Raw genomic sequence first — 25,981 nt, forward strand, 5'->3', positions numbered from 1 at the left:
CGCATCATGCCCCGACCGGCTGGCCGGACGCCATGGAGCGGCCGCGGATGCGCGGCCCCCGGGGGCCGGTGAAGCCCTCGTAGTGGCGGGTGATGAGGTGCCCTTCGATCTGCTGCACCGTGTCGAGGGCCACGCCCACCACGATGAGCAGCGAGGTGCCGCCGAAGTAGAAGGTGACGCCGAACTTGTCGGTGATCAGGGTGGGCAGCACGCAGATGGCGGACAGGTACATGGCCCCGCCGAAGGTGATGCGCGACAGCACGTGATCGATGTAGTCGGCCGTCTTCTTGCCCGGGCGGATGCCGGGGATGTAGCCGCCGTACTTCTTGAGGTTGTCGGCCACGTCCACCGGGTTGAAGGTCACCGCCGTGTAGAAGTAGGCGAAGAAGACGATCAGGAGGACGTAGAGGACGTTGTAGATCCAGCTGCCCGGCTGGAAGGCGGTCTGCAGCGCCGTCAGGGCCGGGAACCACCCGGCCAGGGTGGCCGGGAAGAGCAGCAGGGAGCTGGCGAAGATGGGCGGGATGACGCCCGAGGTGTTGACCTTGAGCGGCAGGTGGGTCGACTGGCCGCCGTAGAGCTTCCGGCCGACCACCCGCTTGGCGTACTGGATGGGGATGCGGCGCTGGCCGCGCTCCACGAAGACGATGATCCCGACCACCACCAGCATGACCACGCCCAGGATGAGCAGGCCGAGCTCGCTCATCTGGGAGCCGGGCGCCCGGTAGGCCATGAAGGTCTGGTAGGCGGCGGCGGGGGCGCGGGCCACGATGCCGGCGAAGATCACCAGCGAGATGCCGTTGCCGATGCCCCGCTCGGTGATCTGCTCGCCCATCCACATGATGAAGGCGGTGCCGGCGGCCAGCGAGATCATGGTCAGCAGCCGGAAGCCCCAGCCCGGCTCGGCCACCACCGAGAGCCCCGCGTTGGTGGTGAGCGACTCGAGGTAGCTGGCGATGCCGTAGCCCTGGATGGCCGACAGCACGATGGTCAGGTAGCGGGTGTACTGGGTGATCTTTCGGCGCCCCAGCTCCCCTTCCTTGTTCAGCTTCTCCAGGGCCGGCACCACCACCGTCAGCAGCTGCAGGATGATGGAGGCCGACACGTACGGCATGATGCCGAGCGCGAAGATGGAGAGCTGCTCGAGCGCTCCGCCCGAGAAGAAGTTGAGGAGGCCCAGCAGGTTGCCCTGCCGGACGATCTCGCCCATGGCCTTGCGGTCCACGCCGGGGGTGGTGACGAAGATGCCGAGCCGGTACACGGCCAGCATGCCCAGGGAGAAGATCAGCCGCTTGCGCAGCTCCGGGACCCGGAAGATGTTCGTCAGACCGCTCGCCATGCCAAAAGCCCTTCCGGCGCTAGGCCTTGGCCGAGGCGGCCTTCTTGGCGGCCTTGGCCTTCTGGTACATCGTCACCGGGGCCGGGAGGAGCTCCACGGTCCCGCCGGCCTTCTCGACGGCGGCGCGGGCGCCGGCCGTGACCCGGTCGACCTTGACGGTCACCGGGCTGGTCAGCTCGCCGCCGCCCAGCAGCACCACGCCGTCGAACTGGCCCCGCACCAGGCCGTTGGCCCGGAGCGCCGCCACGTCGACCACGCCGGCCAGGCCCTGCAGGTCGCCGACCTTCACCTCGGCGTACTCACGCCGGTGGATGTTCTTGAAGCCGAACTTCGGGAGGCGGCGCTGCAGCGGCATCTGGCCGCCTTCGAACCCCTCGAACCGCATGTTGCCGGTGCGGGCCTTCTGGCCCTTGGCGCCGCGGCCGGCGGTCTTGCCGAGGCCGGAGCCCTGGCCGCGGCCGACGCGCTTGCGGGTGGACTTGGCGCCCTTGGGCACCTTGAGCGAATTGAGCGACATGGAAGGCACTCCTTCTAGCACGGGGCCGGCGCCGCTACGAGCGGGCGGCCGCCTTCTTGCGGGCCTTGCGGCCAACCGGGGTGGGGGCGTCCACGCGCTCCCACGCCACGAGGTAGGAGACCTTGGAGATCATCCCCATGGTCTGGGGCGTGTCGGGGAGGAGCTTGACCGAGTTGGTCTTCTTCAGCCCCATCCCGACCACCGTGAGGCGGTGGTCGGCCGAGATGCCGGCCAGCCCCTTGAGCAGCTTCACCTTGATGGCAGCCATGGATGCTCCTAGCCCTGGATCTCGGCGAGCGTCTTGCCGCGCCGACGGGCGGTGTCTTCGGCGGAGCGGAGGCGCTTGAGGCCGGCCACCGTCGCCTTGAGGACGTTGTGCGGGTTGCGGGAGCCCTGGCACTTGGTGAGCACGTTGCGGATGCCCGCCGACTCCAGCACGGCGCGGACGGCGCCGCCGGCGATCACGCCGGTGCCCTCCCCGGCCGGCTTGAGCAGCACCCAGCCAGAGCCGAAGTGCCCCAGCACCTCGTGCGGGATGGTGCTGCCGACCAGCGGCACCTTGAAGAGGTGCTTCTTGGCCTGGTCGCCACCCTTGCGGATGGCCTCCGGGACCTCGTTGGCCTTACCGAGGCCGACGCCCACGTGACCCTGGCCGTCGCCGACGACGACCAGCGCAGAGAAGCTGAAGCGCCGACCGCCCTTCACGACCTTGGCGACGCGGTTGATGTGGACGACGCGGTCGTTGAGCTCGAGCTCGTTCGCGTTGATGGGAGCAGCCATTCGTTCTCGTCCTTGTCTGGCGGGCGCCTAGAACAGCAGCCCGGCCTCGCGCGCAGCGGCGGCCACCGCCTCGACGCGACCGTGGTAATCGAAACCGTTCCGGTCGAAGACCACCGCGGTGATCCCCTTGGCCAGAGCGGCCTTGGCGAGCGCCGCCCCGACCTTCTTGGCGGTCGCGGTCTTGTCGTCGTCGCCGACCTCGCCCTTGAGGGTCTTCGAGGTGCTGCCGACGCTGACCAGCGTCTGGCCAGCCACGTCGTCGACGAGCTGGGCGTACATGTGCTTGAGGCTCTTGTAGACCGTGAGGCGCGGGCGGGCAGCGGTGCCCGAGACCTTGCGGCGGATGCGAGCCTTGCGCTTCTCGCGCGAGGTGACCTTCTGGGCCATGACGTTCCTCCGTGCGGTGGCGCCGACTCGGCCGCCGCATGAGCGTGGTGGTTCCGTCGCCTAGGCGGCGCCGGTCTTGCCTTCCTTGCGACGGACCGTCTCCTCAGCGTACTTGATGCCCTTGCCCTTGTACGGCTCGGGCGGGCGGAGCGCGCGGATCTTGGCGGCGGTGAGGCCGAGGAGGTGCTTGTCGACCCCCTTGATCAGCAGCTTGGTCTGCTTGGCATCCACCTCGGCGGTGATCCCCTCGGGCAGCTTGAAGACCACCGGGTGGGAGAAGCCGAGCGTGAAGTTGATGTCCTTGCCCTTGACCTCGGCCTTGAAGCCGACGCCGCTGATCTCCAGGCCGCGCTCGTAGCCCTTCGACACGCCGTCCAGCGCGTTGCGGACCAGGGTACGGGTCAGGCCGTGCAGGCCCTTGGCCAGGCGGGTCTCGTCCGGGCGGGTGACGCGCACCTCGTTGCCGGCGACCTCCACCTTGACCACGGGGTTGAAGGTCAAGGACATCTTGCCCTTGGGCCCCTCGACCTTGATCAGGGTGCCGGTGATGGCGACCTTGACCTTCTCGGGAATCTTGACTGGCTGCTTTCCGACGCGGGACATGTGCGGCTCCCTTACCAAACCGTGCAGATCAGCTCGCCGCCGACCTTGTGCTTGCGGGCCTCGCGGTCGACCATCACGCCCTTGCTGGTGGACAGGATGGCGACCCCGAGTCCGTTGAGGACCCGCGGAATGTCGTCCGTGGCCACGTAGCGACGCAGGCCGGGCTTGCTGACCCGCTTGATGTCGCTGATGGCCGGCTCGCGATCGGGACCGTACTTCAGGACGATGGTGATCGCCCCCTGGTGCCCGTCGTCGTGCCGGACGTAGTCCTGGATGAAGCCCTCGCTCTTGAGGACCTCCGCCAGGCGCAGCTTGAGGCCCGAAGCCGGGACCAGGCACTTCTCGTGACGTGCGGACGACGCGTTGCGGATGCGCGTCAGCATGTCGCCAATGGGATCGGTAAAGCTCATCGCGGCGGTCTCCCTTACCAGCTGGACTTGATGACGCCGGTGATCTCGCCCTGCAGCGCGCGCTTGCGGAAGCAGATGCGGCACATCTGGAACTTGCGGAGGAAGGCGCGGGGCCGGCCACACAGCGGGCACCGGTTGTACTGGCGCACCTTGAACTTCAGCTTGCGCTTGGCCTGCGCCATCTTGGAAAGCTTGGCCATGGGGTCTCCTGGTCGGGGGGCTTAGGTGCGGAACGGCATGCCGAGCGAGCGGAGGAGGGCGCGGCCCGCCTCGTCATCCCTGGCCGTCGTCACCACGGTGATGTTCAGGCCCTTGATCTTCTCGACCTGGTCGTAATTGATCTCGGGGAAGATGATCTGCTCGCGGACGCCGAGGGTGTAGTTCCCCTTGCCGTCGAAGGCCTTGGGCGAGACGCCCTTGAAGTCGCGGACGCGGGGCAGCGCGATGCAGACCAGCCGGTCGAAGAACTCGTACATCCGCTCGCCCCGCAGCGTCACCATCACGCCGATGCTCTGGCCCTGGCGCAGCTTGAAGTTGGCGATGGACTTCCGGGACTTGGTGATGACCGGCTTCTGGCCGGCGATCATGGTCAGCTGCGCCAGCGAGGCGTCGATGATCTTGCCGTTGCTGATGGCTTCGCCCAGGCCCATGTTCACCACGATCTTCTCGAGGCGGGGCACCTGCATGGGGTTGCCGTAGCCGAGCTCCTTCATGAGCGCGGGGCGGAGCTCCTTCTCGTACCGCTCCTTGAGTCGTGCTGCCATCGTCGTTCTCCTTGCCTTCGGCCGGCGCCTGCAGCTGCCGGGCGATGCGGGTGAGCTGCTTACGTGGCCGCCTGGCGCTTCGCCAGGCGGGCCTTCTCCTTGGCGCCGAGCTCGCGGGGCGCCTTCTCCAGGCGCACCGGCTCGCCGCCCGCCGCCACCACCATCACGTTGGAGATGGCGATGGTGCCGGTCTTCTCGACGATGCCGCCCTCGGGGCTGGACTGGCTGCGCCCCTTCTTCTGGTGGCGCTTCACCGTCATGAGCTTCTCGACCCGGACCCGGCCGTCCTCGCGGAGGACCTCCAGGACCTTGCCGGACTTGCCCTTCTCCTTGCCGGCGATGACCTTGACGGTGTCGCCCTTGCGGATGACTGGCATGGCTAGAGGACCTCGGGGGCCAGGCTGATGATCTTCATGAACTTGCGGGCGCGCAGCTCGCGGGCCACCGGGCCGAAGATGCGGGTGCCCACCGGCTCGAGGTCCTTGTTGATGAGGACCGCGCTGTTGCCGTCGAAGCGGATGTAGCTGCCGTCGGGGCGCTTCACCTCGCGGGCGGTGCGGACGATGACGGCGCGGGCCACCTCGCCCTTCTTCACCTTGGCCTGCGGGATGGCCTCGCGGACCGACACCACGATGACGTCGCCGAGCGAGGCGTACTTCCGCTTCGACCCGCCGAGCACCTTGATGCACATCACCTTCTTGGCCCCGGAGTTGTCGGCAACGTCCAGGATGGTCTGCATCTGGATCATGGTTAGACCTCCGTCGCCTTCTCGATGATCTCGACCACGCGCCAGCGCTTGTCCTTGGACAGCGGACGGGTCTCGACCATGCGGACCTTGTCGCCCGGCTGGCACTCCTGGTTCTCGTCGTGGGCCTTGAACTTCTTGGCCTGGGCGACGATCTTCCCGTACTTCCGGTCTGGCACGCGGCGCTCGACCTTGACGACCACGGTCTTGGTCATCTTGTTCGAGACCACCACGCCGACGCGGGTCTTGCGGTTGCCGCGCTCCATGTCCATCACTCCTTCGCCTTCCCGGCCTTGGCCGGGAGGTCCTTGGCGCGCGCCACGGTGAGGCAGCGGGCCACCTCGCGGCGGGTCTTCATGAGCTCGGCGGTCGAATCGAGCACGCCGGTGGACGCCTTGTTCTTGAGCTCGAAGAGGGTCTGCTTCAGCTCGCTCGCGCGGGCCTCCAGCTCACCTCTCGACAGCTCGCGCAGCTCCTTCACGTTCGCCATGGGGTCGTCCTCCTACAGCGTCGTGCCGCGCTTGACCAGCTTCGTGGACACCGGCAGCTTGTGGGCGGCCAGGGAGAACGCCTTCTTGGCGGTGGCGTCGTCGCAGCCCTCCATCTCGTAGAGGATGCGACCCGGCTTGATGACGGCCACGTAGTACTCCACGTTGCCCTTGCCGGTGCCCATGCGGGTCTCAGCCGCCTTCTTGGTGATGGGCTTGTCCGGGAACACCCGGATCCAGAGCTTGCCGCCACGCTTGACGTGGCGGGTGATGGCGACGCGGGCGGCCTCGATCTGGCGGGCCGTCAGGTAGCCGCACTCGGTGGCCTGCAGGCCGTACTCGCCCTGGTTCAGGTCCGAGCCGCGGTACGCCTTGCCCCGCATGCGGCCCTTCATCATCTTGCGGTACTTGGTACGAGCGGGCTGAAGCATGTGTCTCTCCTGTCCTGGTCCCTAGGCCTTACGCGCGATCGGCGCGCGGGCCGGCGGAACGGGGCGCCCGGGCCGCCGCGGACTGCGGCAGGACCTCGCCCTTCATGATCCAGACCTTGCAGCCGATCTTGCCGTAGGTGGTCTTGGCCTCGGCGAAGCCGTAGTCGATGTCGGCGCGCAGGGTGTGCAGCGGCACCCGGCCCTCGCGGTACCACTCGTAGCGGGCCATCTCGGCGCCGCCCAGGCGGCCGGCGCAGGCCACGCGGATGCCCTTGGCGCCGAACTTGAGGGCGGTCTGCACCGCCTTCTTCATGGCGCGGCGGAAGGCGATGCGGCGCTCGAGCTGGGTGGCGATGTTCTCGGCCACCAGCTGGGCGTCGGTCTCGGCCTTCCGGACCTCGACGACGTTCAGGTAGACCTCGTTCTGCGTGAGGGCCTGGAGGTCCTTCTTGACGGTCTCGATGCCGGCGCCGCGCTTGCCGATGACGATGCCGGGGCGCGCGGTGTGGACGTTGATCTTGACCTTGTTGGCCGCCCGCTCGATCTCGATGCGGGAGATGCCGGCCGCGCCGAGCTTCTCCTTCACGAACTCGCGGAGGTGGATGTCCTCGTGCAGCCACTTGGCGTAGTTCCGCTCCTCGTACCACTTGGAGTCCCAGGTGCGGATGACCCCGAGGCGGAACCCGATGGGATGGACTTTCTGACCCACGTTGATCTCCTTGGCCGCTAGCGGCCGACGGTCCCGAGCTCGACGTACACGTGGCTCGTCTTCTTCTCGACCCGGAAGGCGCGCCCCATGGCGCGCGGCATGAACCGGCGCATCTTGGGGCCCTGGTCGACGGTCAAGGTCTTGATGACCAGGGCGTCCACGTCCACCTTGCCGCCCTTGTTCTCGGCGTTGGCGAGGGCGGAGCGGAGCAGCTTGGCCAGCGGCTTGGCGGCCGCCTGCGGGCGGTACTTGAGCGCCGCCAGGGCGTCCCCCACCGGGAGGCCGCGCACGGTGTCGGCGACGAGCCGGACCTTGCGGGGCGCCAGGCGGAGGAACTTGAGGCTGGCGTGCGGCCCGGGCGCGGGGGGCGCCGGGCGGTTGGGGCGGGAGCGCGGGAGCGGGGGGGCCCGCCGCACGCGCTTCACGATCGTCTTGGTCTCGGTCTCGGCCATGGTGTCCTCGCTACTTCTTCGGCGGGCCAGCCGGGGCCGCCGCGGCCTTCTTCTCCGCCGAGTGGCCAGAGAAGCTCCGGGTGGGGGCGAACTCGCCAAGCTTGTGGCCGACCATGTTCTCGGTCACGAAGACCGGCACGAACTTCTTGCCGTTGTGCACGGCGAAGGTGTGCCCCACGAAGTCGGGGAGGATGGTGCTGCGCCGCGACCAGGTCTTGATGACCGACTTCTTGTTGGACTTGTTCGCCTCCTCCACCTTCTTGGTGAGGTGCTTGTCGGCGAACGGGCCCTTCTTGATTGAACGCGCCATGTGTCGGTTGTCCCTTCCCGCGGGCTACTGCGGCGTGTTGCGAACGCCGGGCTTGCGCCGCGAGATGATGAACTTGTCGGTGCGGCGGTTGTTGCGGGTCTTCTGGCCCTTGGTCTTCTGGCCCCACGGCGAGACCGGGTGCGGATTGCCCTGCCCCGACTTGCCTTCGCCGCCACCGTGCGGGTGGTCGACCGGGTTCATGGCCAGGCCGCGGACGGTCGGGCGGATGCCCAGCCAGCGGCTCTTGCCGGCCTTGCCGACCCGCACCGTGGAGCTCTCCACGTTGGCGAGCTGCCCGACCACCGCCCGGCAGTCCTGCTGGACCTTGCGGACCTCGCCGGACGGCATGCGGATCTGGGCGTACTCGCCCTCCTTGGCCATCAGCTGGCCGAAGGAGCCGGCCGACCGGATCATCTTGGCGCCGGAGCCCGGCTGGGCCTCGACCCCGTGGATGACCGTGCCGAGCGGGATGCTCTTGACCGGCAGGGCGTTGCCCGGCCGGATGTCGACGGTCTCGCCCGACATCAGGACGTCGCCCACCGCCACGCCGATGGGCGCGAGGATGTAGCGCTTTTCGCCGTCCTTGTACACCAGCAACGCCAGGCGGGCGGTGCGATTCGGATCGTACTCGATCGAGGCCACCTTGGCCGGCACGCCATCCTTGTCGCGCCGCCAGTCGATGACGCGGTAGCGGCGCTTGTGGCCGCCGCCGATGTGCCGGGTGGTGATGTGGCCGTGGTTGTTGCGGCCGCCGGTCTTGCGGACCGGCTTGGTGAGCTTCTTCTCCGGCTTGGCCTTGGTGATCTCGGCGAAGTCCGAGACCGTCATGTGGCGCCGCGCGGAGCTGGTCGGCTTGTAGGACTTGAGGCCCATGATCTCTCCCGGTTAGGCCGAGGTCCCCTCGAAGAGGGCGATGGTGTCGCCTTCCTTGAGGGTCACGAAGGCCTTCTTCCAATTGGGCCGCCGGCCCGTGCTGCGGCCGACCCGCTTGTTCTTGCCGCGCGCCACGGCGGTGCGAACCGCCAGGACGTGGACCTTGAACAGCGTCTCGACCGCCTGCTTCACCTGGATCTTGGTGGCGTCGCGGTGGACCTCGAAGGCGTAGGCGCGGGCCGCCTCGCGGTTGCGCTCCGCCTTCTCGGTGATGAGCGGACGCTTGACGACGTCCTGCAGGGTGATGCTCATGACAGGGCCTCCTCGAGCTTCTTGGCGGTGGCCGCGGTCAGCACCAGGGTGTCGTGCTTGAGGATGTCGTAGACGTTGAGCCCCTCGACGGCCAGGAAGTCGTGGCCGACCAGGTTGCGCACCGAGCGGGCCAGGGCGAAGTTGGCGCCGTCGTCGACCACCAGCGCCTTCTTGACGCCCAGGGTCGCCAGCACCTTGGCGGCCGCGGAGGTCTTGGGGCCGGTGGGCGCCCACTTGTCCACGATGAGGAGCTGCTGGGCGTTGCCGCGCAGGGCCAGGGCCGAGCGGAGCGCCGCCTTGCGCACCTTCTTGGGGACGTCGTAGCTGTAGTCGCGGGGCTTGGGCCCCATCGCCTTGCCGCCGCCGACCCACTGGCTGGCGCGGGTCGAGCCCTGGCGGGCCCGCCCCGTGCCCTTCTGCTTCCAGGGCTTCTTGCCGCCGCCGGAGACCAGGGAACGGTTCTTGACGGCGTGGGTGCCCGAGCGGTCGGAGGCGAGCTTCGCCTTGACCACCTCGTAGAAGAGGTGCTCGTTCACCTCGCCGGCGAAGACGGCGTCGGCGAGCTCCAGCTCACCAACCTTCTTCTTCTCGAGGTCGTATACGTCGAACTTGGCCATGGTGCCCTCGCCTACTTGATCTCGACGTCGACGCCGGCGGACAGGTCGAGCTTCATGAGCGCGTCCAGCGTCTGCGCGGTCGGCTCGAGGATGTCGAGCAGGCGCTTGTGCGTCCTGATCTCGAACTGCTCCCGCGACTTCTTGTCGACGTGGGGGCTGCGCAGGACGGTGAACTTGTTGATCCGGGTGGGGAGCGGAATCGGCCCGGCCACCTTCGCGCCGGTACGCTTCGCCGTCTCCACGATCTCCCCGGCCGACTGGTCGAGGAGCTTGTAGTCGTAGGCCTTGAGCCGGATCCTGATCTTCTGCGTCGCCATCGAAAAGCCTTCTCTCTCTGCTCGGCGCTGCGCGGTAGGGTGGGCGCTCCTCCCGAGGAGCGCCCTCTCACCGCCGTCCGCCAGCGGACCTCTTACAGGATGACCTCGGACACGACGCCGGAGCCGACGGTGCGCCCACCCTCGCGGATGGCGAAGCGCAGCTCCTTCTCCATCGCCACGGTGGTGATGAGCTCCACCTCGACGCCGATGTTGTCTCCCGGCATCACCATCTCGACCCCGGCCGGGAGGTTCAAAGTCCCCGTCACGTCCGTCGTCCGGAAGTAGAACTGCGGCCGGTACCCGTTGAAGAACGGCGTGTGACGACCGCCCTCCTCCTTCGTCAGCACGTAGACCGCCGCCTTGAACTTGGTGTGCGGCGTGATCGAGCCCGGCTTCGACAGCACCTGCCCGCGCTCCACGTCCTCGCGCTTCAGGCCGCGCAGCAGCGCCCCGATGTTGTCGCCCGCACGCCCCTCGTCCAGCAGCTTGCGGAACATCTCCACGCCCGTCACCACCGTCTTCTGCGTCGGGCGCAGGCCCACCACCTCGACCTCCTCGCCCACCTTGACGATGCCGCGCTCCACGCGGCCGGTCGCCACCGTCCCGCGGCCCGAGATGGAGAACACGTCCTCCACCGGCATCAGGAACGGCTTGTCCGTGGCACGCACCGGCGTCGGGATGTACGCGTCCACCGCGTCCATCAGCCGGCCGATCGACGGCTCGCCCAGGTCGCCCTTGTCGCCCTCCAGCGCCTTGAGCGCCGAGCCGCGGATCATCGGGGTCTTGTCGCCCGGGAACTCGTACTTGGTCAGCAGCTCGCGGACCTCCAGCTCCACCAGGTCCAAGAGCTCCGAGTCGTCCACCATGTCGCACTTGTTCAGGTAGACCACGATGTACGGAACGCCCACCTGCCGGGCCAGCAGGATGTGCTCCCGCGTCTGCGGCATCGGGCCGTCCGCCGCCGACACCACCAGGATGGCGCCGTCCATCTGCGCCGCGCCCGTGATCATGTTCTTCACGTAGTCGGCGTGGCCGGGGCAGTCCACGTGCGCGTAGTGCCGCGCCGCCGTCTGGTACTCCACGTGCGCCGTCGCGATGGTGATGCCGCGCTCCCGCTCCTCCGGCGCCTTGTCGATCTGGTCGTACGCCATGAAGGACGCCAGGCCCTTCTGCGCCGCCACCTTCGTGATGGCCGCGGTGAGCGTCGTCTTCCCGTGGTCCACGTGCCCGATCGTGCCGACGTTCACGTGCGGCTTGTTCCGCTCGAACTTCTCCTTGCCCATGGTGTCGCTCTCCTTCCTGGTGTACCGGAAACCAGACCGGCGCTACTTGGTGGTGACGCCCTTGGCCTTGCTGACGATGGTCTCGGCGATGCTGTTCGGGACCTGCGCGTAGTGGCCGAAGTGCATGGAGTAGGTGGCGCGGCCCTGGGTCTTGGACCGCAGGTCCGTGGCGTAGCCGAACATGGTGGCCAGCGGGACCAGGGCGTCGATGATCTGGGCGCCGGAGCCGGGGTTCATACCCTGGATCTTGCCGCGGCGGCTGTTGAGATCGCCGATGACGTCGCCCATGAACTCGTCGGGGGTGGTGACGACCACCTTCATGATGGGCTCGAGCAGGACGGGCTTGGCCTTGTGGGCGCCCTCCTTGAAGCCCATCGAGCCGGCGATCTTGAACGCCATCTCGGAGGAGTCGACGTCGTGGTAGCTGCCGTCGGTGACCTCGACCCGGATGTCGACCATCGGGTAGCCGGCCAGGATGCCGCCCTCCATGGCCTCGACGATGCCCTTCTCGATGGGCTTGACGAACTCCTTGGGGATGGCGCCGCCCACGATGACGTTCTCGAACTCGAAGCCCTTGCCGGGCGGCTGCGGGATGAGCCGCAGCCAGCAGTGGCCGTACTGGCCCTTGCCGCCGGTCTGCCGGACGTACTTGCCCTCGGCCTCGACCGTCAGGGTGATGGTCTCGCGGTAGGCCACCTGGGGCTTGCCCACGTTGGCCTCGACCTTGAACTCGCGCAGCATGCGGTCCACCAGGATCTCCAGGTGGAGCTCGCCCATGCCGCCCATGATGGTCTGGCCCGTCTCCTCGTCCGAGCGGACGTTGAAGGAGGGGTCCTCCATCTGGAGCCGCTGCAGGGCCACGCCCATCTTGTCCTGGTCGGCCTTCGACTTCGGCTCGACGGCCACGAAGATGACGGGCTCGGGGAAGATCATCCGCTCGAGGATGACCGGCTTCTCCTCGTCGCAGAGGGTGTCGCCGGTGGTGGTGGTGCGCAGGCCGACGGCGGCGGCGATGTCGCCGGCGTAGACCTCCTTGATCTCCTCGCGCTTGTTGGCGTGCATCTGCAGGATGCGGGAGATGCGCTCCTTCTTGTCCTTGGTCGCGTTGTAGACGTACGACCCGGCCTCGAGCTTGCCCGAGTAGACGCGGAAGAAGGTCAGGTTGCCGACGAACGGGTCGTTCATCAGCTTGAACGCCAGCGCGCTGAAGGGCTCGGCGTCGGAGGTCTTGCGGCTGGTGTCCACGCCCTTCATGGTCACGCCGGTGACGTCGGGCTTGTCGAGCGGGCTGGGGAGGTAGTCCACCACCACGTCGAGGATCTGCTGGACGCCCTTGTTCTTGAAGGCGGTGCCGCAGATGACCGGGAAGAAGGCCATCGAGCAGACGCCCTTGCGGAGACCGGCGGCCACCTCGGCGTTGCTGAGCGGCTTGCCGTCCAGGTACTTGGCCATCAGGGCGTCGTCGATCTCGGCGACGGCCTCCTCGATGGCGGCCCGGTACTCCTTGGCCTGCTCGAGCAGCTCGGCCGGGATCTCGATCTCCTGGTACATGGCGCCCATCGACTCGTCGTCGAAGGTGATGCCCTTCATCTTGACCAGGTCCACCATGCCGCGGAACTGGTCCTCGGCGCCGATGGGCAGGTGGATGGGCACCGGGCGGGCGCCCAGCTTGGCCTTGATGGTGGCCACCGACATGAAGAAGTCGGCGCCGACGCGGTCCATCTTGTTGATGAAGCAGACGCGCGGGACCTTGTACTTGTCGGCCTGGCGCCAGACCGTCTCCGACTGGGGCTCCACGCCGCTGACCGCGTCGAAGACCGCCACGGCGCCGTCGAGGACGCGCAGCGAGCGCTCCACCTCGATGGTGAAGTCCACGTGGCCGGGGGTGTCGATGATGTTGACGCGGTGGTCGCGCCAGGGGCAGGTGGTGGCGGCGGAGGTGATGGTGATGCCGCGCTCGCGCTCCTGCTCCATCCAGTCCATGACGGCGGTGCCCTCGTGGACCTCGCCGACCTTGTGCGTCACGCCCGTGTAGAAGAGGATCCGCTCGGTGGTCGTGGTCTTGCCGGCGTCGATGTGCGCCATGATGCCGATGTTGCGGTAGCGCTCGAGTGGATGCGTACGGGGCATGATCTTCTCGTCCTGAACCTTCGTGCGTGCGCCAACGAGCTCGCCCATCGGGGCGGAGCTCACGACCAAACCGAGCTGTCAAAGAGCGAAGCGGGTTCCTCGCGAAACCTTGCCGGTCCGACCGGCCGCTCTCGAAAGCCTCCTCTAGTTGCTCACCAGCGGTAGTGCGCGAAGGCCTTGTTGGCCTCGGCCATCTTGTGCGTGTCTTCGCGCTTCTTCACGGCGTTGCCACGGTTGGAGGCGGCGTCCATGATCTCGCCGGCCAGCTTCTCCATCATGGTCTTCTCCCCGCGGGCGCGGGAATACTCGATGAGCCAGCGCATGGCAAGGGCCACGCGGCGGTCCTGACGGACCTCGACCGGCACCTGGTAGGTGGCGCCGCCGACCCGCCGGCTCTTCACCTCGACCACCGGCTTGACGTTGTCGAGCGCCTTCTTGAAGACCTTGAGCGGGTCGTCCTTGAGCTTGGTCTCGACCTGCTCGAAGGCGCCGTAGCAGATCTGCTCGGCCGTCGACTTCTTGCCCTGGCGCATCAGGTCGTTGATGAACTTGGCGACCAGGCGATCCTGGAACTTGGGATCGGCCAGGATCTTCCGCTTCTCGACTACGCGACGACGAGGCATCGTGATTCCTTGGCTGTGCTAGCTGGGGCGCTTGGCGCCGTACTTGGAGCGGCTCTGCTTCCGGCCCGTGACGCCGACGGCGTCCAGCGTCCCGCGGACGATGTGGTAGCGCACGCCCGGGAGGTCCTTGACGCGGCCGCCGCGGATGAGCACCACCGAGTGCTCCTGCAGGTTGTGACCGACGCCCGGGATGTAGCTGGTGACCTCGAAGCCATTGGTGAGGCGGACGCGGGCGACCTTGCGGAGGGCCGAGTTCGGCTTCTTGGGGGTCGTGGTGTAGACGCGCGTGCAGACGCCGCGCTTCTGCGGCGACTCCTTGAGGGCCGGAGCCTTCTTCTTCACCGCGAGCTTCTCACGGCCCTTGCGCACGAGCTGGCTGATCGTCGGCATCGGTTACGAGCTCTTTTCTTCAACAAGATCGCCCGGGAAGGTGCCCTCGGGCGGAATGAGACCCTCAAGTTGAGGGCGGCGAATTATACGGAAGCGATCCCGCGTGTCAAGCCACTTCGTCGGCTGCGGCCCGAGGTGTCCAACGGGAGGCGCAACCTAGCGGAAGTCGGGGCAGTTGCCAAGGGACCCCGGTACGATTTCTTGGCCCGCCCCGCCGTCCGGGCCCGTCCGGCGCTCAAACCTGCGAGATCAGCGCCCGCATGGCCGACGCGACCCCCAGGCCGTCGAGGTCCGCCCGCGCCACCCACCGCGCCCCGTCCTGCCGGCGCAAGACGCCGACCTCACAGCGATATCCAACCAGGACCAGCGCCCGGTGGGTGAGCAGCCGCTCGGTCCGGGCCACCTCGGGGCCGACCCTCGCCGCCTTCGCGCCGAGCTCCCGACGCAGCGTCGCCCCCAGGGCGGCCGGCGCCGCGCCAGGCTCCAGCTCGGCGGAGGGCAGCGCCCAGGTCCCTCCAAAGAGCCCCCCGGAGGGGCGACGCACCAGGAGCAGGCGCCCGCGCCGCTCCAGCACCGCGCAGGCCAGCGTCAGGGCCCGGCGGGGGGCGCGTCGCCTCGGCGGCGGCACCTGGCGCTCCCGTCCGGCCAGCCGCGCGGCGCAGCTGCCGGCCACCGGACAGCGCGCGCAGGCAGGAGCCCTCGCCCCGCACAGCGTCGCGCCCAGCTCCATGAGCGCCTGGTTCCAGTCGCCCGGTCGGACCGGGTCCACCAGCTCGCCCGCCAGCGCCCAGAGCGTGCGCCGGGTGGCCGGGCTGGCCGGGTCCCCGGACACCAGGCAGAGGCGCGCCAGCACGCGCGCCACGTTGCCGTCCACCGCCGGCTCGCGGCGGGCGAAGGCGATGCTGGCCACCGCGCCGGCCGTGTAGGGGCCGAAGCCCGGCAGCCGCCGCAGGTCCTCCGCCGTGTCGGGCAGGCCGCCGTGGCGCGAGCGCGCGGCCTGGGCGGCGCGGCGCAGGGCGCGGGCGCGCGCGTAGTACCCGAGGCCGCTCCAGAGCGCCAGGACCTGGTCCTCCGGCGCGGCGGCCAGCGCCTCCAGGGTGGGGAGCGCCTCGAGGAAGCGCAGGTAATAGGGGATGACCCGGGCCACCTGCGTCTGCTGCAACATGGCCTCGGCCAGCCAGACCCGGTAGGGATCGGCGCCGTGCTGCGCCACCCGCCACGGCAGCGGGCGCGCCGCCGCGTCGTACCAGGCGAGCAGGCGGCGGCGCAGGGCGGCGCGGCGGGCGGGCGGCAGGGGCGTGGGCATGGCCTCCGTGGAGACGCGAGCGGGCCCGGCCGCCGTGCGTGGCGACCGGGCCCGGGGGACTGCGGCGGCGGCGCGCCTACTTGACGCGCTTGTCGAGCGCCTCCCAGTTGACGTTCTTGAGGAAGGCCTCGACGTACTTGCCGCGCTCGAAGGCCTTGTAGTCCCGCATGAAGGCGTGCTCCCAGCCGTCCAGCGCCAGCACGGTGGCGTAGCCGGTGGGCACGTTGTTCTCGTGCAGCGTGACGAAGTGGTTGGAGAGCCAGCCGGTGCTGGGGTCCTGGAAGGTCATGGCCCAGCCGATGCCCGGCATGGTGGCCACGGCCTTGAAGTCGGCCAGCCACAGGTCGTACTTGCCGTAGGAGGCCTCGACGGCCGTGCGGAACTTCGACCCGGCCGGCGGCTCGGCCTGGGCGCCCGGGGTGAGGTTGCCGAAGTAGTACTCGTGGTTGACCATGCCGCCGTACTCGAAGCCGAGGCGGCGGGTCAGCTCGGCGTAGACCGGGTCGGCCCCGGAGGCCTTGCCCTCGTTGGCCAGCGCCGAGAGCTTCTCGGTGAGCGCGTTGGTGCGCTTCACGTAGCCCTCGTAGAGCTTGAGGTGCTCCTCGATCTGGTCGTTGGAGATGCCGGCGAGCCCCCGGATCTTCGAGTAGTCGTGCGGGGCGTACTTCTTGACGTCTGCCATGGTCGCTCCGGAGGGCCTGTGACCGCTTCGGCCCGCGTGGGTGGTTGAGGTGGTCCCGAATTAGGCATGGCGCGTGCCGGAGTCAAGGCGCCGATCGGGGCGGCGGGCCGGCGTTCACTGGGCGGAAATGGGTGCTACCCTGGCGCGCCGTGGCCGCCGACCGCCCTCCCCGCCGCCTGCTGGTGCGACTGGCCGCCGCGGCCGGGGCGCTGGTGGCCCTCGGCCTGGCGGCGCTGGCGGCGCTCTGGCTCCTCCTGCCGGATCCCGCCGAGTGGCGCGCCCGCAACCCGCCCACCACCGCCCTCATCGACCAGCGCAAGGCCGAGGCCGCCCAGGCCCGGCGGCGCTACCGGCCGCAGCAGGCCTGGGTGCCGCTGGAGCGGATCTCGCGGCGGCTGGTGACCGCGGTGGTGGCCTCCGAGGACGCCACGTTCTTCGGCCACCGGGGGTTCGACTGGGACGCCCTGCAGGCCGCGGCCCGCCACGACCTGGCGCGCGGCCGGTTCGCCCGGGGCGCCTCCACCATCACCCAGCAGCTGGCCAAGAACCTCTACCTGGGCACCGAGAAGAGCCTGCTGCGCAAGGCCAAGGAGGCGGTGCTGGCGGCCAAGCTGGAGCGGGCGCTCGACAAGCGGCGCATCCTGACCCTCTACCTCAACGTGGCCGAGTGGGGCGACGGCACCTTCGGCGTGGAGGCCGGCGCGCGGCGCCACCTGGGCGCCGGCGCCGGGGCGCTCTCCACCGCCCAGGCGGTGCTGCTGGCCAGCATGCTGCCGGCGCCGCGGCGGGTGGACCTGTCCCGCCCCTCGGCCTGGCTGCGCGGGCGGGCCACCCGCCTGCTCGACAGGCTCCGGGACGAGAAGGTCATCCCGCCAGAGGAGCACCGCGCGGCGCGGGTCGAGCTGGCCAGGCTGCTGGCCGGGCCGGCCCCGGCCGACGACCGCGAGGAGCCGCCCGTGGAGGAGGGAGAGGAGGAGGTCGCGACCCCGACCCCGACCCCGACCCCGACCCCGACCCCGACCCCGACCCCGACCGGCGACGCGCCCCCAGCCGCTCAGGGCGACGGCGCCGGGACCGCCGGGCAGGCCCCCTCGGCGCCGCCCGAGCAGCCCGCCCGGCCGCAGGAGTAGTCCCCCGGATCGTCGACCCAGACCAGGCAGGCGGCCGGGTCCCAGCACTGGCGGTAGCTGACCGAGAAGCCGGGCAGCGCCACCGGGAAGTAGGTCACCTCCGACCGCCCGGCGCCGGCGGCGTCGAAGCCGGCCGCCACCACCGCCCGGTCGCCCGCGTCGCCCACGATGACGTAGCGCAGCCGGCCCCGGCCATCGGCGTAGCCCGCGAACGTGTAGTCGAACTGGGGCAGGCCCGCGCCGACCTTCCCGAGCGTGAGCGCCACCGTGCGGGGCTCCGCGCCGCGGTCGTAGTCCACCCGCATGACCCCGTCCGGCGAGTCGGGGTCCTGCATGCCGAGCGCGCGCAGGGCCTCGAAGTCCAGCTCCAGCCAGCCGTGCCCGCGCAGCGCCGACGGGCCGACGAAGTGGCCGGAGAGCACCGCCCGGAACGGCGCCTCGCCGCCGGCGGGGCGCGCCTCGAAGGCATAGGCGTGCTGCGGCGGCCCCTCGGGGCCGGTGGGGTAGGTGCGCAGGATGACGATGCGCATCTCGTTGCCGGGGTGCTGGTCGTCGGGGAACGGGCCCCAGATGCGGCCGTCGGCCAGCCGGGTGGTGGGCGGGTAGCGGCGCACCACGTCCACCAGGCCGAGCAGCCAGTCCACCATGCCGTTGAGCCCGTCGGCGGTGGGCCGCGCCCAGAGCCAGGTCTCGGCCGTGCCGAGCGGCTGGCAGGCCGCCACCAGCGACCCCCGCCCGTCCAGGCGGGCCAGCGCCGGCGTCGCCCCGGCCGGCACCACCACCGCCAGGTCGTCGCGGGTGGGCAGCGCCGCGTAGAAGCGCAGGTCCTCGTTGGACCAGGTGCCGCAGCCCAGCAGCAGGAGGGGCAGCAGGGCCAGCAGCCCGGCGCGGCGGCGTTCAGTCGGAGAGCGCATATTCGACCCCCAGGAAGCCCTCGGCGTAGCCGAGGCTCCGGTTCTGGTCCACGTCGTAGAAGAGCCAGCTCACCCGGGCGCGGGCCAGCGCCGAGAGCCGCGGCGTGAGCCGCCAGGTGGCGGCCCCCAGCAGCCCGGGCGTGACGGTGAAGAAGTGCTGGGACGGCAGGTCCTGCTGCCGCTCGAAGCGGCGCGACAGCCAGACGAACCCGACCCGCCCGCCGGCCGAGAGGGTGAGCGGCCCGAAGCCGAAGTCGCGCCACAGCGCCCCGCCGCCGGCCACCTCGGCGAACCGGAACGGGATGTCGGCCACCCCGTCGAAGCGCACCGTCCCCTCCCCGCCCCCGGCCGCCAGGTCCAGCCCCCAGGCCAGGCCGTGGCCCAGGTCGTCGCGCACCGAGAGCTCGGCGCCCAGCAGCGTGGCCGGCGGGAAGAGCCCGTCGCGGGTGGCCGCGTCCAGGAAGCGCTGCGCGCCCAGCCCGGCCACCAGCGACCAGCGGGCGCCGCCGTAGCCCTTCTGCGGATCGCGGGCCAGCGCCACCCGGTCCATGGCGGCCTCCTCCACCACCACCGGCCCGCCCGCCACCACCAGGGTGGCCACCAGCAGCCCCTCCTCGCCCGGCAGCCGCCGCTTCACCGCGTAGCGCCCGGCCGGCAGCGAGAGCCGGCGCTCCACGCCGGCCGGCTTGGCCACCTCGGCCACGGCGCGCCCGCCGCCGTCGAGCACCACGTACAGCCCCTCCAGCGCGGGCGGGAAGACCAGGCCGCCGGCCGCCGGCAGCAGGTCGGTGAGCACCACGTCGCCCGCCCCGCCCAGGTCGTAGAGGAAGGCCGGGTGCTGCGTGCCGCCGGCCGTGCCGGCGGTGGCGCCCACGGTGCGGCCGTAGGCGTAGGCGTAGGCCTCGGCCAGGGTGACCCGCCGGTCGCCGGAGGCGTCGGCGTCGCCCAGCAGCCCGGAGGCCAGGTGGTGGGTGAAGTAGCTGGCGCCCAGGGCGTCGGACTCCTGCGAGGCCTCGTCGGCGGCCGAGGAGGTGACCAGCACCAGGCCGCGCGGGCCGTCGGCGGCTGGTACGGTGACCTGGAACTCGGGCGCCGGACGCACCCCCTTGCTGCGGGTGATGGCGCCGGAGCGGCAGGCGTCGAGCAGCCCGATGCGGACGTCGGCCGGGGCCAGCTGCAGCGCCTCGCGCAGCTCGGCCAGCGGCACGCCGCCCGGGCCGAAGCGCAGCGCGCCGTCCTTGGCGTGCCCGGAGAAGTAGAGCACCAGCACGGTGCGCTGGCCGGCCGCCCGGGCCGCGGCGGCCCGCCCCGAGAGGTCGGCCAGGGCGCCGCGGAAGGACCGGGCGCCGGCCGACAGGAGCAGGGTGGCGTCGTCGGGGGCCACGCCGCCCACCCGGGTGAGGATGCCGTGGATCCGCCGCGCGTCCCGCTCGGCGTGGCGCAGGCGCTGCGTGCCGGGGCCGCCGTCCGGCTCGCCGGCCACCAGGGCGAAGCGCCGCCCCTCCAGGGCGCTGGCGCGCGGGGGCGCCGCGGCCAGGGCCGCCAGCGCCAGCGCCGCGGCGGCCAGCCGCCAGCTCACGGCCCGCCCCGCCACAGGGGCAGCACCACCACCTCGGCGCCGCCGCCCGGCGAGGCGCCGGCCGGCCCGAGGCGGCCCAGCCGCTCGAGCAGCGCCGCCCCGTCCACCGGCCGGTCGTCGAAGACCACCACCAGCTGGCCGCGCCGGCCGGTCCACTCGAAGGCCCCGGCCGCCACCTCGGCGGCGGCGCCGGCGCCGAGCAGGGCGGCGCCGTCCTCGTCGAGCAGGGCGGCGGCCGCGTGGCGGCGCCCGGCGGGCGCCAGGGCCAGGCGGAGCGCGGCGCCCGGGGGCACCGGCGCGCCGGGCGCCAGCGCCCTGGAGCCGGCGCCCTCCCGCAGGTGCAGGACGGCCGCGGCGGCGCCCTTCTCGCGGATCCCCTCGTCGCCTGGCGCGAGCCCACCGCGCCCCGCCGCCAGGCGGACCGCCAGCGGCGCCACCACCAGCGCCAGCGAGGCGGCCAGGGCCAGCGGCAGCACCCGCGGCCAGGCCGGCCGGGCCGGCGCCGGCGCGGCCTCGGCCCCGGCCAGCCGCTCGGCCACCCCGGCGGCGAAGACCTCGAAGGGGAGCTCGGCGGCCAGGGCGCGCCGCTCGGCCTCGAGCTCGGCCGCCGCCGCCTGGCAGCGCTGGCAGCCCGCCAGGTGCGCCTCGGCGCGGGTCCGGGCCTGGCCGGCCAGCTCCCCGGCCTCCAGCCGCCGCAGCGTCGTCACCGAGCAGGCCACGCCCGGACCACCCAGGGTGAGGCTCATGGCAGCTCCTCGGGATCCGGCAGGGCCAGGTCCGGGAAGGCCTCGGCCAGCGCCCCGCGCGCCGCCGAGAGGAAGGCGCGCAGCCGCTTGCGCACCGTGGGGAGCGACAGCCCGGCCACCTCGGCCACCTCGGCCTGGGTGAGCTCGTCCACGAAGTAGAGCACGGCCACCTCCTGCGCCTCGGCCGGCGCGGCGCCCAGCAGGGCCCGCACCAGCTCCCGCGCGTCGGGCTGGATGCCCCGCTCGCTCCGGTCGCGGGAGAGCCGGGCGAGCTCCGCGGGCCAGGCCGCCTGCCCGGCGCGGCGGAGGTTGAGGCAGTGGTTGGTGGCGATGCGGGTCAGCCAGGTGGCCGGCGAGGCGGCGGCGCGGAACTCCGGCAGCGAGCGCAGCGCCGCCACGAAGACGTCCTGGGTGGCGTCGCGGGCCGCCTCGGCGTCGCGCAGCAGGTAGCGGCAGCGGGCCAGCACGGCGGCGGCGTGGCGCCGGTAGAGCAGCTCGAGCAGCCCGGCGGGCGCCGGCCCGGGCCGCGGCGGGCCGGGGTGGCCGGCCCGCCCGCCGGGGATGAGCTCGAGCCGCGCCACGCCTCAGGGGACGGTGATGGTGATGGGCGCGGCGGTGGGGAAGACGCACTGGGACGGGTCGGTCAGGGTCTCCGAGCTGCCGTCGAAGTTCATGGCGTAGCTGGGCGCGCCGGTCCAGCACTGGCTGAAGGCCAGCTCGGTGCCGCCCGGCCGCCCGTAGCGGAAGTCGCCGCGCCCGGCGCCGCCCGGCTGCCAGCGGGTGTGCAGGCTGGCGGACTCCTCCAGGTAGCCGGCCGAGAAGGGCGGCAGGGTGCGCCAGCCCAGCTGCAGGTCGCCGCCGGTGGCGGTGGCGTCGAAGGCGTAGACGGCGTTGGAGCGGTTGGGGCTGGCCGGGTCGGCGCCCGGGTCGTCGTTGTTGCGGCCGCCCAGGAAGGCCACGTCGAGGTGCAGCGAGGTGCGGGCGTCGTAGGCCACGGTGAGCTCGCCGAAGTCCTCCTGCACCGCGCCGGCCGGGTGCGCCAGGCCGGCCCACACCTCGTCGAAGTCCACCGTGAAGGTGCCGTGGCCGCGGTGCTCCAGCGGGCCCGGGTAGGCGCGGCCGGAGAGGACCGCCACGAAGGGCGCGCCGGCCGGGGCCCGGGGCGCGCCGGAGAGCGTGTAGTCGTAGGCGTCGCCGCTCTTGGTGACCACCAGCATCCAGGTGTTGAGGTCCCCGTCGTCGGCGCCCGGGCCCCAGGTGCAGGCCGTGTCGGTGCAGCTGGTGGGCGGCACCACCTGGGTGAGCCAGGCGAGGGGGGCCAGCGTCCAGAAGACGCCGCCGTTGACCGCGGTGGCGAAGAGGTACGAGGTGACGGCGAAGGGGGCCGGGCCGGGGCCGGGGTCGACGGCGGCCAGCCGGCCGAGCGGCCGGGCGGGCGCGGCGGCGGCGCCGAGCGGGTTGGGCGCGTCGATGCGGACCACCGCGCTGGTCGGCAGGGCGGCGCTGACGGCGGCGGGGTCGAGCTTCTCGGCGCAGGCGGAGGCCAGCAGCACGGCGAGCAGGGGCAGGAGCGTCTTCATCGTGATCCTCGTGGTCTCGGCCGGCCCATTCCGGCCCTCACGAAAGATGGACACCCTCCCCCCCCGGGGATGGAAAGGCCTCCGGACGACGCCGCCGGCCGGGGTGGGCGCCGCACCCACCCCGCGGCCCGGTCACCGGGCGCGGCGGGCGCGGAAGAAGGCCAGGGTGCGGGCCAGCCCGTCGTCGAGCGAGACCTCCGGGCGCCAGCCGAGTGCGGCGGCGGCCGCGGCGGGCGAGATGCAGGAGCGGCGCTGCTCCCCCAGCCGCGCCTCGGCGTGCACGGCCGGGGTGGTCGACCCGGCGGCGCGGGCCAGCCGCGCGTACAGGTCGTTCACGTCGGTCTCCCGGCCGGTGCCCACGTTGAGCGCGCCGGCGAAGCCCCGCTCCGCCGCCAGCAGGTTGGCGCGGGCCACGTCGCCCACGAAGACGTAGTCGCGGGTCTGCCCGCCGTCGCCGTAGATGGTGCACGGCGCGCCGTCGAGCAGCCGCCCGCAGAAGATGGCCACCACGCCGGCCTCGCCGTGCGGATCCTGGCGCGGCCCGTAGACGTTGGCGTAGCGCAGCGCCGCGAAGGGGATGCCGTAGTTGGCCTGGTAGACCCCCAGGTAGAGCTCGCTGGCGGCCTTGGAGGCGCCGTAGACCGAGAGCGGCTGCTGCGGGTGGCTCTCCGGGGTGGGGATGACCGGGGTGTCACCGTAGGTGGCGCCGCCCGACGAGGCGAAGAGCACCCGCTTCACCGAGCCGGCCGCCACCGCCCCCTGCAGCAGGTTGAGCAGGCCGCCCACGTTGACGTCGGCGTCGAAGCGGGGCTCGGCCATGGAGCGGCGCACGTCCATCTGCGCGGCGTGGTGGCAGATGACCTCGGGGCGCTCGGTGGTCACCACCTCCACGGCGGCCGCGCTGCGCAGGTCCACCGGGTAGAAGCGGGCCGCCGCCGGGACGTTCTCCCGCTTGCCGGTGGAGAGGTCGTCGAGCACCGCCACGTCCCAGCCCGCGGCCAGGAAGGTGTCGGCGATGGTGGAGCCGATGAAGCCGGCGCCGCCGGTGATGAGGATCTTCCTGGCCATGTGTGCTCCCTGCCGAGGCGGATCAGGCCCGCCCGGCCACCCGCTCGCGGAACCAGGGGACGGTGCGACGCATCCCCTCCTCGAAGTCGACCTTCGGCTCCCACCCCAGCACCTGGCGGGCCCGCGTGATGTCCGGCTGGCGCACCTTGGGGTCGTCCTGCGGCAGGGGCCGGTGCACGATGGTGCAGTCCGCGCCGACGTGGCGGCGCACCGCCTCGGCGAAGGCCAGGATGGTCATCTCGGCCGGGTTGCCGATGTTGACCGGCTGGTCGGTGTCGGACCGGAGGAGGCGCACCATCCCCTCCACGTTGTCGTCCACGTAGCAGAAGCTGCGGGTCTGGGAGCCGTCGCCGAAGACCGTCAGCGGCTCGCCGCGCAGCGCCTGGCCCACCAGGGTGGGCACCACCCGCCCGTCGTCGAGGCGCATGCGCGGCCCGTAGGTGTTGAAGATGCGGGCGATGCGGGTCTCCACCTTCTTGTAGCGCCGGTAGGCCATGGTGATGGCCTCGGCGAAGCGCTTGGCCTCGTCGTAGACCGAGCGCGGGCCGATGGGGTTGACGTTGCCCCAGTAGCTCTCGCGCTGCGGGTGCTCCAGGGGATCGCCGTAGACCTCGCTGGTGGAGGAGAGCAGGAAGCGGGCCCCCTTCTCCTCGGCCAGGCGCAGCGCGCTCTCCACGCCCAGGGAGCCGACGTGCAGGGTCTCGAAGGGGTGCTCCAGGTAGTCGATGGGCGAGGCCGGCGAGGCGAAGTCGAGCACCGCCGCCACCGGCCCGGTCACCCGGAGCGGCAGGCAGATGTCCTGCTGCAGGAGCTCGAAGCGCGGCTCGCGCGCCAGGTGCTCCAGGTTCCGCAGGGTACCGGTGATGAGGTTGTCGACGCCCAGGACGGCGTGGCCGTCGGCCAGGAACCGGTCGGTGAGGTGGCTGCCGATGAAGCCGGCGGCCCCCAGGATGACCACCCGCTGCTCTGCCATGGGCTGCCCTACCCCTCGCGCTTGCCGCGCCCGAGGTCCTCGAGCGTCAGCTGTCCCGGCAGGGCGCCGCGGTACTTCTCCAGCACCAGGTCGATGCCCTGCCGGATGTACTCGGCCACCGGCACGCGCGTCCGGTCGTGCAGGAGCTTGAGCCGCTCCCCCTGCTCGGGCGTGATGTAGACGGTGGTGGAGATCTTCTTCCGGGCCATGGCCTGCCGCCACGGAAGGTAGGTGAGCGGCGGGGGTGTGTCAAACCGGCGCCCGCGCGGCGAGCGCGCCGTCGCGGGGCCCGTGGCCGCGGCCCGCGCCGGCGGCGGGAGAGTCTTCCTTGAGCCCCCCTGCGCCCAGGGGCTACAATCGCCCCTCACCCACGAGGTCTCCCCATGCGCCGAACCCTCCTCCTCGCCGCCGCGCTCCTCGCCGCCGGCTGCGCCTCCCGGCAGCGGCACCCGGCCGCGGCCACGGGCGCCGACGCCGCCGTGACCGGCCAGGCCGGCGGGGCCGCGGGCGGCGGGCTGGCCGAGTACGACCTGAACCACGACGGCAAGCCAGACGTCTGGAAGTACTCGACGCACGACGCCACCGGGAAGGAGCTGGTGGTCCGCAAGGAGAAGGACCTCAACAGCGACGCCAAGATCGACGGGTGGGAGTTCTTCAACCCCGACGGCACGCTCTCCAAGATGGTCTACGACATGGACTTCGACGGGAAGCCCGACGTGACCCTCTACTTCGAGAAGGACCAGCTGGTCCGCAAGGAGTACGCCTTCGGCTTCGACGGCGTGCCCCACAGCACCAGCTTCTACGAGAAGGCCAAGCTGGTGCGGAAGGAGCGCGACAGCAACGCCGACGGGCGCGTCGACTACTGGGAGTACTGGGAGGAGGGCGAGATCGATCGCATCGGCGTGGACGTGGACGCCGACGGCCAGGTGGACCGCTGGGAGGCCCGCCGCCTCGGGCAGGCCGAGCCGGCCGCCCGGTAGCCGCCGGGCCGGACCGCGACCGGCCGGTCAGAAGCCCAGGCGCAGCGCCAGCGCGGCCCGCGGCGCCACCCCGGCTCCCTCCGTCCAGCCGAGCCCCAGCGCCAGCCCGGCCGTGAGGTCGGCCGCCAGGGCGCGCTCCAGCCCCAGCTCCAGCAGGCCGGTGGCCCGGGCGCCCGCCGCCGCCCCCAGCCGCACCCCGCCCACCAGCCCCAGCGCCGGGCGCCAGGCGCCGAGGTCGGGCGCCCAGCGGAGGCCGCAGGCCGGCGTCACCTCGGCGGCCGCCGGACGGCCGGTGGTCCGCGGCGCGGCCTCGAAGGCCAGGCGCGTCACCACGTCCACCTCCCCCTCGAGCCACCAGCCCGCGGCCAGCGCCAGGCCCGGCCGTGCCCCGCCGTCCGGGAGGGCCAGCCCCGGCTCGAGGGCCAGCCAGCGCGCGGAGGGGGAGGCCCGGGCCGCGGACGGCGCGGCGGCCAGGAGCACGAGGAGCAGGGGGGCGAGGCGCCAGGTGGACGAGGGCATGTGGCACGCCTGGAGCAAGGACCG

General features: G+C 71.7%; 37 protein-coding genes and 1 pseudogene. 2 read left to right on the top strand and 36 right to left on the bottom strand.

All coding sequences use genetic code 11. The annotated features are described in order from the left end of the window. Nucleotides 1-4: 4 nt before the first annotated feature. From secY to IPO09_08865, 27 genes are all read right to left on the bottom strand, one after another. Nucleotides 5-1,339, bottom strand: a complete 1,335-nt coding sequence (secY, locus tag IPO09_08735; GenBank protein MBK9517423.1) for a preprotein translocase subunit SecY — start codon at nucleotides 1,337-1,339, stop codon at nucleotides 5-7. Nucleotides 1,340-1,358: 19 nt separating this feature from the next. Continuing rightward, nucleotides 1,359-1,856 (bottom strand): 50S ribosomal protein L15, encoded by a 498-nt coding sequence (rplO, locus tag IPO09_08740; GenBank protein MBK9517424.1) that lies wholly within the window; start codon nucleotides 1,854-1,856, stop codon nucleotides 1,359-1,361. Between the two features lie 34 nt (nucleotides 1,857-1,890). Continuing rightward, the gene (gene rpmD / locus IPO09_08745) at nucleotides 1,891-2,124 is read right to left on the bottom strand and encodes a 50S ribosomal protein L30 (protein MBK9517425.1); all 234 of its coding nucleotides are present in this window, start codon (nucleotides 2,122-2,124) and stop codon (nucleotides 1,891-1,893) included. An 8-nt stretch (nucleotides 2,125-2,132) separates the two neighbouring features. Further along, a complete protein-coding gene (gene rpsE / locus IPO09_08750) occupies nucleotides 2,133-2,636 on the bottom strand; it encodes a 30S ribosomal protein S5 (protein MBK9517426.1) in 504 nt (167 codons plus the stop codon). A 27-nt stretch (nucleotides 2,637-2,663) separates the two neighbouring features. Continuing rightward, a complete protein-coding gene (locus IPO09_08755) occupies nucleotides 2,664-3,023 on the bottom strand; it encodes a 50S ribosomal protein L18 (GenBank protein ID MBK9517427.1) in 360 nt (119 codons plus the stop codon). Nucleotides 3,024-3,083: 60 nt separating this feature from the next. Continuing rightward, a complete protein-coding gene (gene rplF / locus IPO09_08760) occupies nucleotides 3,084-3,626 on the bottom strand; it encodes a 50S ribosomal protein L6 (protein ID MBK9517428.1) in 543 nt (180 codons plus the stop codon). An 11-nt stretch (nucleotides 3,627-3,637) separates the two neighbouring features. Next, complete coding sequence (rpsH, locus tag IPO09_08765; GenBank protein MBK9517429.1) at nucleotides 3,638-4,036, bottom strand: 30S ribosomal protein S8; 399 nt, start codon at nucleotides 4,034-4,036, stop codon at nucleotides 3,638-3,640. 14 nt (nucleotides 4,037-4,050) lie between these two features. Continuing rightward, complete coding sequence (locus IPO09_08770; GenBank protein ID MBK9517430.1) at nucleotides 4,051-4,236, bottom strand: type Z 30S ribosomal protein S14; 186 nt, start codon at nucleotides 4,234-4,236, stop codon at nucleotides 4,051-4,053. 21 nt (nucleotides 4,237-4,257) lie between these two features. Beyond that, a complete protein-coding gene (gene rplE, locus IPO09_08775; GenBank protein ID MBK9517431.1) occupies nucleotides 4,258-4,800 on the bottom strand; it encodes a 50S ribosomal protein L5 in 543 nt (180 codons plus the stop codon). Between the two features lie 59 nt (nucleotides 4,801-4,859). Further along, nucleotides 4,860-5,177, bottom strand: a complete 318-nt coding sequence (gene rplX, locus IPO09_08780) for a 50S ribosomal protein L24 (protein ID MBK9517432.1) — start codon at nucleotides 5,175-5,177, stop codon at nucleotides 4,860-4,862. 2 nt (nucleotides 5,178-5,179) lie between these two features. Beyond that, the gene (gene rplN / locus IPO09_08785; protein ID MBK9517433.1) at nucleotides 5,180-5,548 is read right to left on the bottom strand and encodes a 50S ribosomal protein L14; all 369 of its coding nucleotides are present in this window, start codon (nucleotides 5,546-5,548) and stop codon (nucleotides 5,180-5,182) included. A 2-nt stretch (nucleotides 5,549-5,550) separates the two neighbouring features. Further along, complete coding sequence (gene rpsQ / locus IPO09_08790; protein ID MBK9517434.1) at nucleotides 5,551-5,811, bottom strand: 30S ribosomal protein S17; 261 nt, start codon at nucleotides 5,809-5,811, stop codon at nucleotides 5,551-5,553. Between the two features lie 5 nt (nucleotides 5,812-5,816). Next, nucleotides 5,817-6,035, bottom strand: a complete 219-nt coding sequence (locus tag IPO09_08795) for a 50S ribosomal protein L29 (protein MBK9517435.1) — start codon at nucleotides 6,033-6,035, stop codon at nucleotides 5,817-5,819. 12 nt (nucleotides 6,036-6,047) lie between these two features. After that, on the bottom strand, nucleotides 6,048-6,464 hold the full coding sequence (gene rplP, locus IPO09_08800) for a 50S ribosomal protein L16 (protein MBK9517436.1): 417 nt from the start codon (nucleotides 6,462-6,464) through the stop codon (nucleotides 6,048-6,050). A 28-nt stretch (nucleotides 6,465-6,492) separates the two neighbouring features. Further along, a complete protein-coding gene (rpsC, locus tag IPO09_08805) occupies nucleotides 6,493-7,173 on the bottom strand; it encodes a 30S ribosomal protein S3 (GenBank protein ID MBK9517437.1) in 681 nt (226 codons plus the stop codon). Between the two features lie 17 nt (nucleotides 7,174-7,190). Then, nucleotides 7,191-7,625 carry a 50S ribosomal protein L22 gene (gene rplV / locus IPO09_08810; protein MBK9517438.1) on the bottom strand — a complete coding sequence of 145 codons (435 nt, stop codon included), beginning with the start codon at nucleotides 7,623-7,625 and terminating at the stop codon, nucleotides 7,191-7,193. Between the two features lie 10 nt (nucleotides 7,626-7,635). After that, nucleotides 7,636-7,935 (bottom strand): 30S ribosomal protein S19, encoded by a 300-nt coding sequence (gene rpsS / locus IPO09_08815; GenBank protein MBK9517439.1) that lies wholly within the window; start codon nucleotides 7,933-7,935, stop codon nucleotides 7,636-7,638. 24 nt (nucleotides 7,936-7,959) lie between these two features. Continuing rightward, the gene (rplB, locus tag IPO09_08820) at nucleotides 7,960-8,808 is read right to left on the bottom strand and encodes a 50S ribosomal protein L2 (protein MBK9517440.1); all 849 of its coding nucleotides are present in this window, start codon (nucleotides 8,806-8,808) and stop codon (nucleotides 7,960-7,962) included. Between the two features lie 12 nt (nucleotides 8,809-8,820). Continuing rightward, a complete protein-coding gene (locus IPO09_08825) occupies nucleotides 8,821-9,120 on the bottom strand; it encodes a 50S ribosomal protein L23 (protein MBK9517441.1) in 300 nt (99 codons plus the stop codon). Beyond that, a complete protein-coding gene (gene rplD / locus IPO09_08830) occupies nucleotides 9,117-9,737 on the bottom strand; it encodes a 50S ribosomal protein L4 (GenBank protein MBK9517442.1) in 621 nt (206 codons plus the stop codon). Before rplD ends, IPO09_08825 begins: the two co-directional genes overlap by 4 nt. A gap of 11 nt (nucleotides 9,738-9,748) precedes the next feature. Further along, on the bottom strand, nucleotides 9,749-10,054 hold the full coding sequence (gene rpsJ / locus IPO09_08835; GenBank protein MBK9517443.1) for a 30S ribosomal protein S10: 306 nt from the start codon (nucleotides 10,052-10,054) through the stop codon (nucleotides 9,749-9,751). A 92-nt stretch (nucleotides 10,055-10,146) separates the two neighbouring features. Further along, a complete protein-coding gene (gene tuf, locus IPO09_08840; protein MBK9517444.1) occupies nucleotides 10,147-11,337 on the bottom strand; it encodes an elongation factor Tu in 1,191 nt (396 codons plus the stop codon). A 42-nt stretch (nucleotides 11,338-11,379) separates the two neighbouring features. Beyond that, complete coding sequence (gene fusA / locus IPO09_08845; GenBank protein MBK9517445.1) at nucleotides 11,380-13,467, bottom strand: elongation factor G; 2,088 nt, start codon at nucleotides 13,465-13,467, stop codon at nucleotides 11,380-11,382. Between the two features lie 152 nt (nucleotides 13,468-13,619). Then, nucleotides 13,620-14,090 (bottom strand): 30S ribosomal protein S7, encoded by a 471-nt coding sequence (gene rpsG, locus IPO09_08850; protein ID MBK9517446.1) that lies wholly within the window; start codon nucleotides 14,088-14,090, stop codon nucleotides 13,620-13,622. A gap of 18 nt (nucleotides 14,091-14,108) precedes the next feature. Next, complete coding sequence (locus tag IPO09_08855; GenBank protein MBK9517447.1) at nucleotides 14,109-14,480, bottom strand: 30S ribosomal protein S12; 372 nt, start codon at nucleotides 14,478-14,480, stop codon at nucleotides 14,109-14,111. A gap of 235 nt (nucleotides 14,481-14,715) precedes the next feature. Beyond that, nucleotides 14,716-15,786, bottom strand: coding sequence for an A/G-specific adenine glycosylase (gene mutY, locus IPO09_08860; GenBank protein MBK9517448.1), 1,071 nt, complete (start codon nucleotides 15,784-15,786; stop codon nucleotides 14,716-14,718). Nucleotides 15,787-15,862: 76 nt separating this feature from the next. Further along, the gene (locus IPO09_08865; GenBank protein MBK9517449.1) at nucleotides 15,863-16,468 is read right to left on the bottom strand and encodes a superoxide dismutase; all 606 of its coding nucleotides are present in this window, start codon (nucleotides 16,466-16,468) and stop codon (nucleotides 15,863-15,865) included. 149 nt (nucleotides 16,469-16,617) lie between these two features. Between IPO09_08865 and mtgA the strand changes: the two are divergent. Continuing rightward, nucleotides 16,618-17,424, top strand: a pseudogene (mtgA, locus tag IPO09_08870) (monofunctional biosynthetic peptidoglycan transglycosylase). A gap of 98 nt (nucleotides 17,425-17,522) precedes the next feature. On the opposite strand, the gene IPO09_08875 reads toward mtgA, so the two are convergent. The 8 genes from IPO09_08875 to IPO09_08910 all read right to left on the bottom strand — a co-directional run bounded on the left by IPO09_08875 (nucleotide 17,523) and on the right by IPO09_08910 (nucleotide 24,667). Then, a complete protein-coding gene (locus tag IPO09_08875; protein MBK9517450.1) occupies nucleotides 17,523-18,512 on the bottom strand; it encodes a hypothetical protein in 990 nt (329 codons plus the stop codon). Then, nucleotides 18,496-20,091 (bottom strand): caspase family protein, encoded by a 1,596-nt coding sequence (locus tag IPO09_08880; GenBank protein ID MBK9517451.1) that lies wholly within the window; start codon nucleotides 20,089-20,091, stop codon nucleotides 18,496-18,498. The genes IPO09_08875 and IPO09_08880 overlap by 17 nt, the downstream gene beginning before the upstream one ends. After that, nucleotides 20,088-20,837: a hypothetical protein gene (locus tag IPO09_08885; protein MBK9517452.1), complete on the bottom strand. Its 750-nt coding sequence runs from the start codon at nucleotides 20,835-20,837 to the stop codon at nucleotides 20,088-20,090. The genes IPO09_08880 and IPO09_08885 overlap by 4 nt, the downstream gene beginning before the upstream one ends. Then, nucleotides 20,834-21,331 (bottom strand): sigma-70 family RNA polymerase sigma factor, encoded by a 498-nt coding sequence (locus tag IPO09_08890; GenBank protein MBK9517453.1) that lies wholly within the window; start codon nucleotides 21,329-21,331, stop codon nucleotides 20,834-20,836. Before IPO09_08890 ends, IPO09_08885 begins: the two co-directional genes overlap by 4 nt. A gap of 90 nt (nucleotides 21,332-21,421) precedes the next feature. After that, nucleotides 21,422-22,417: a hypothetical protein gene (locus IPO09_08895; protein MBK9517454.1), complete on the bottom strand. Its 996-nt coding sequence runs from the start codon at nucleotides 22,415-22,417 to the stop codon at nucleotides 21,422-21,424. Nucleotides 22,418-22,549: 132 nt separating this feature from the next. Continuing rightward, entirely contained in the window at nucleotides 22,550-23,485 is a 936-nt protein-coding gene (locus IPO09_08900; protein ID MBK9517455.1) for an NAD-dependent epimerase/dehydratase family protein, read from the bottom strand. 22 nt (nucleotides 23,486-23,507) lie between these two features. Continuing rightward, complete coding sequence (locus IPO09_08905; GenBank protein MBK9517456.1) at nucleotides 23,508-24,458, bottom strand: SDR family oxidoreductase; 951 nt, start codon at nucleotides 24,456-24,458, stop codon at nucleotides 23,508-23,510. An 8-nt stretch (nucleotides 24,459-24,466) separates the two neighbouring features. After that, complete coding sequence (locus tag IPO09_08910; GenBank protein MBK9517457.1) at nucleotides 24,467-24,667, bottom strand: ribbon-helix-helix domain-containing protein; 201 nt, start codon at nucleotides 24,665-24,667, stop codon at nucleotides 24,467-24,469. 174 nt (nucleotides 24,668-24,841) lie between these two features. Here IPO09_08910 and IPO09_08915 point away from each other — a divergent pair, with 174 nt between their 5' ends. Further along, complete coding sequence (locus IPO09_08915) at nucleotides 24,842-25,438, top strand: hypothetical protein (protein MBK9517458.1); 597 nt, start codon at nucleotides 24,842-24,844, stop codon at nucleotides 25,436-25,438. A gap of 27 nt (nucleotides 25,439-25,465) precedes the next feature. On the opposite strand, the gene IPO09_08920 is transcribed toward IPO09_08915, so the two are convergent. Next, nucleotides 25,466-25,957, bottom strand: a complete 492-nt coding sequence (locus IPO09_08920) for a hypothetical protein (protein ID MBK9517459.1) — start codon at nucleotides 25,955-25,957, stop codon at nucleotides 25,466-25,468. Nucleotides 25,958-25,981 lie beyond the last annotated feature (24 nt).

This window comes from Anaeromyxobacter sp. (assembly GCA_016718565.1).
In the GTDB taxonomy this organism is placed as follows: domain Bacteria; phylum Myxococcota; class Myxococcia; order Myxococcales; family Anaeromyxobacteraceae; genus JADKCZ01.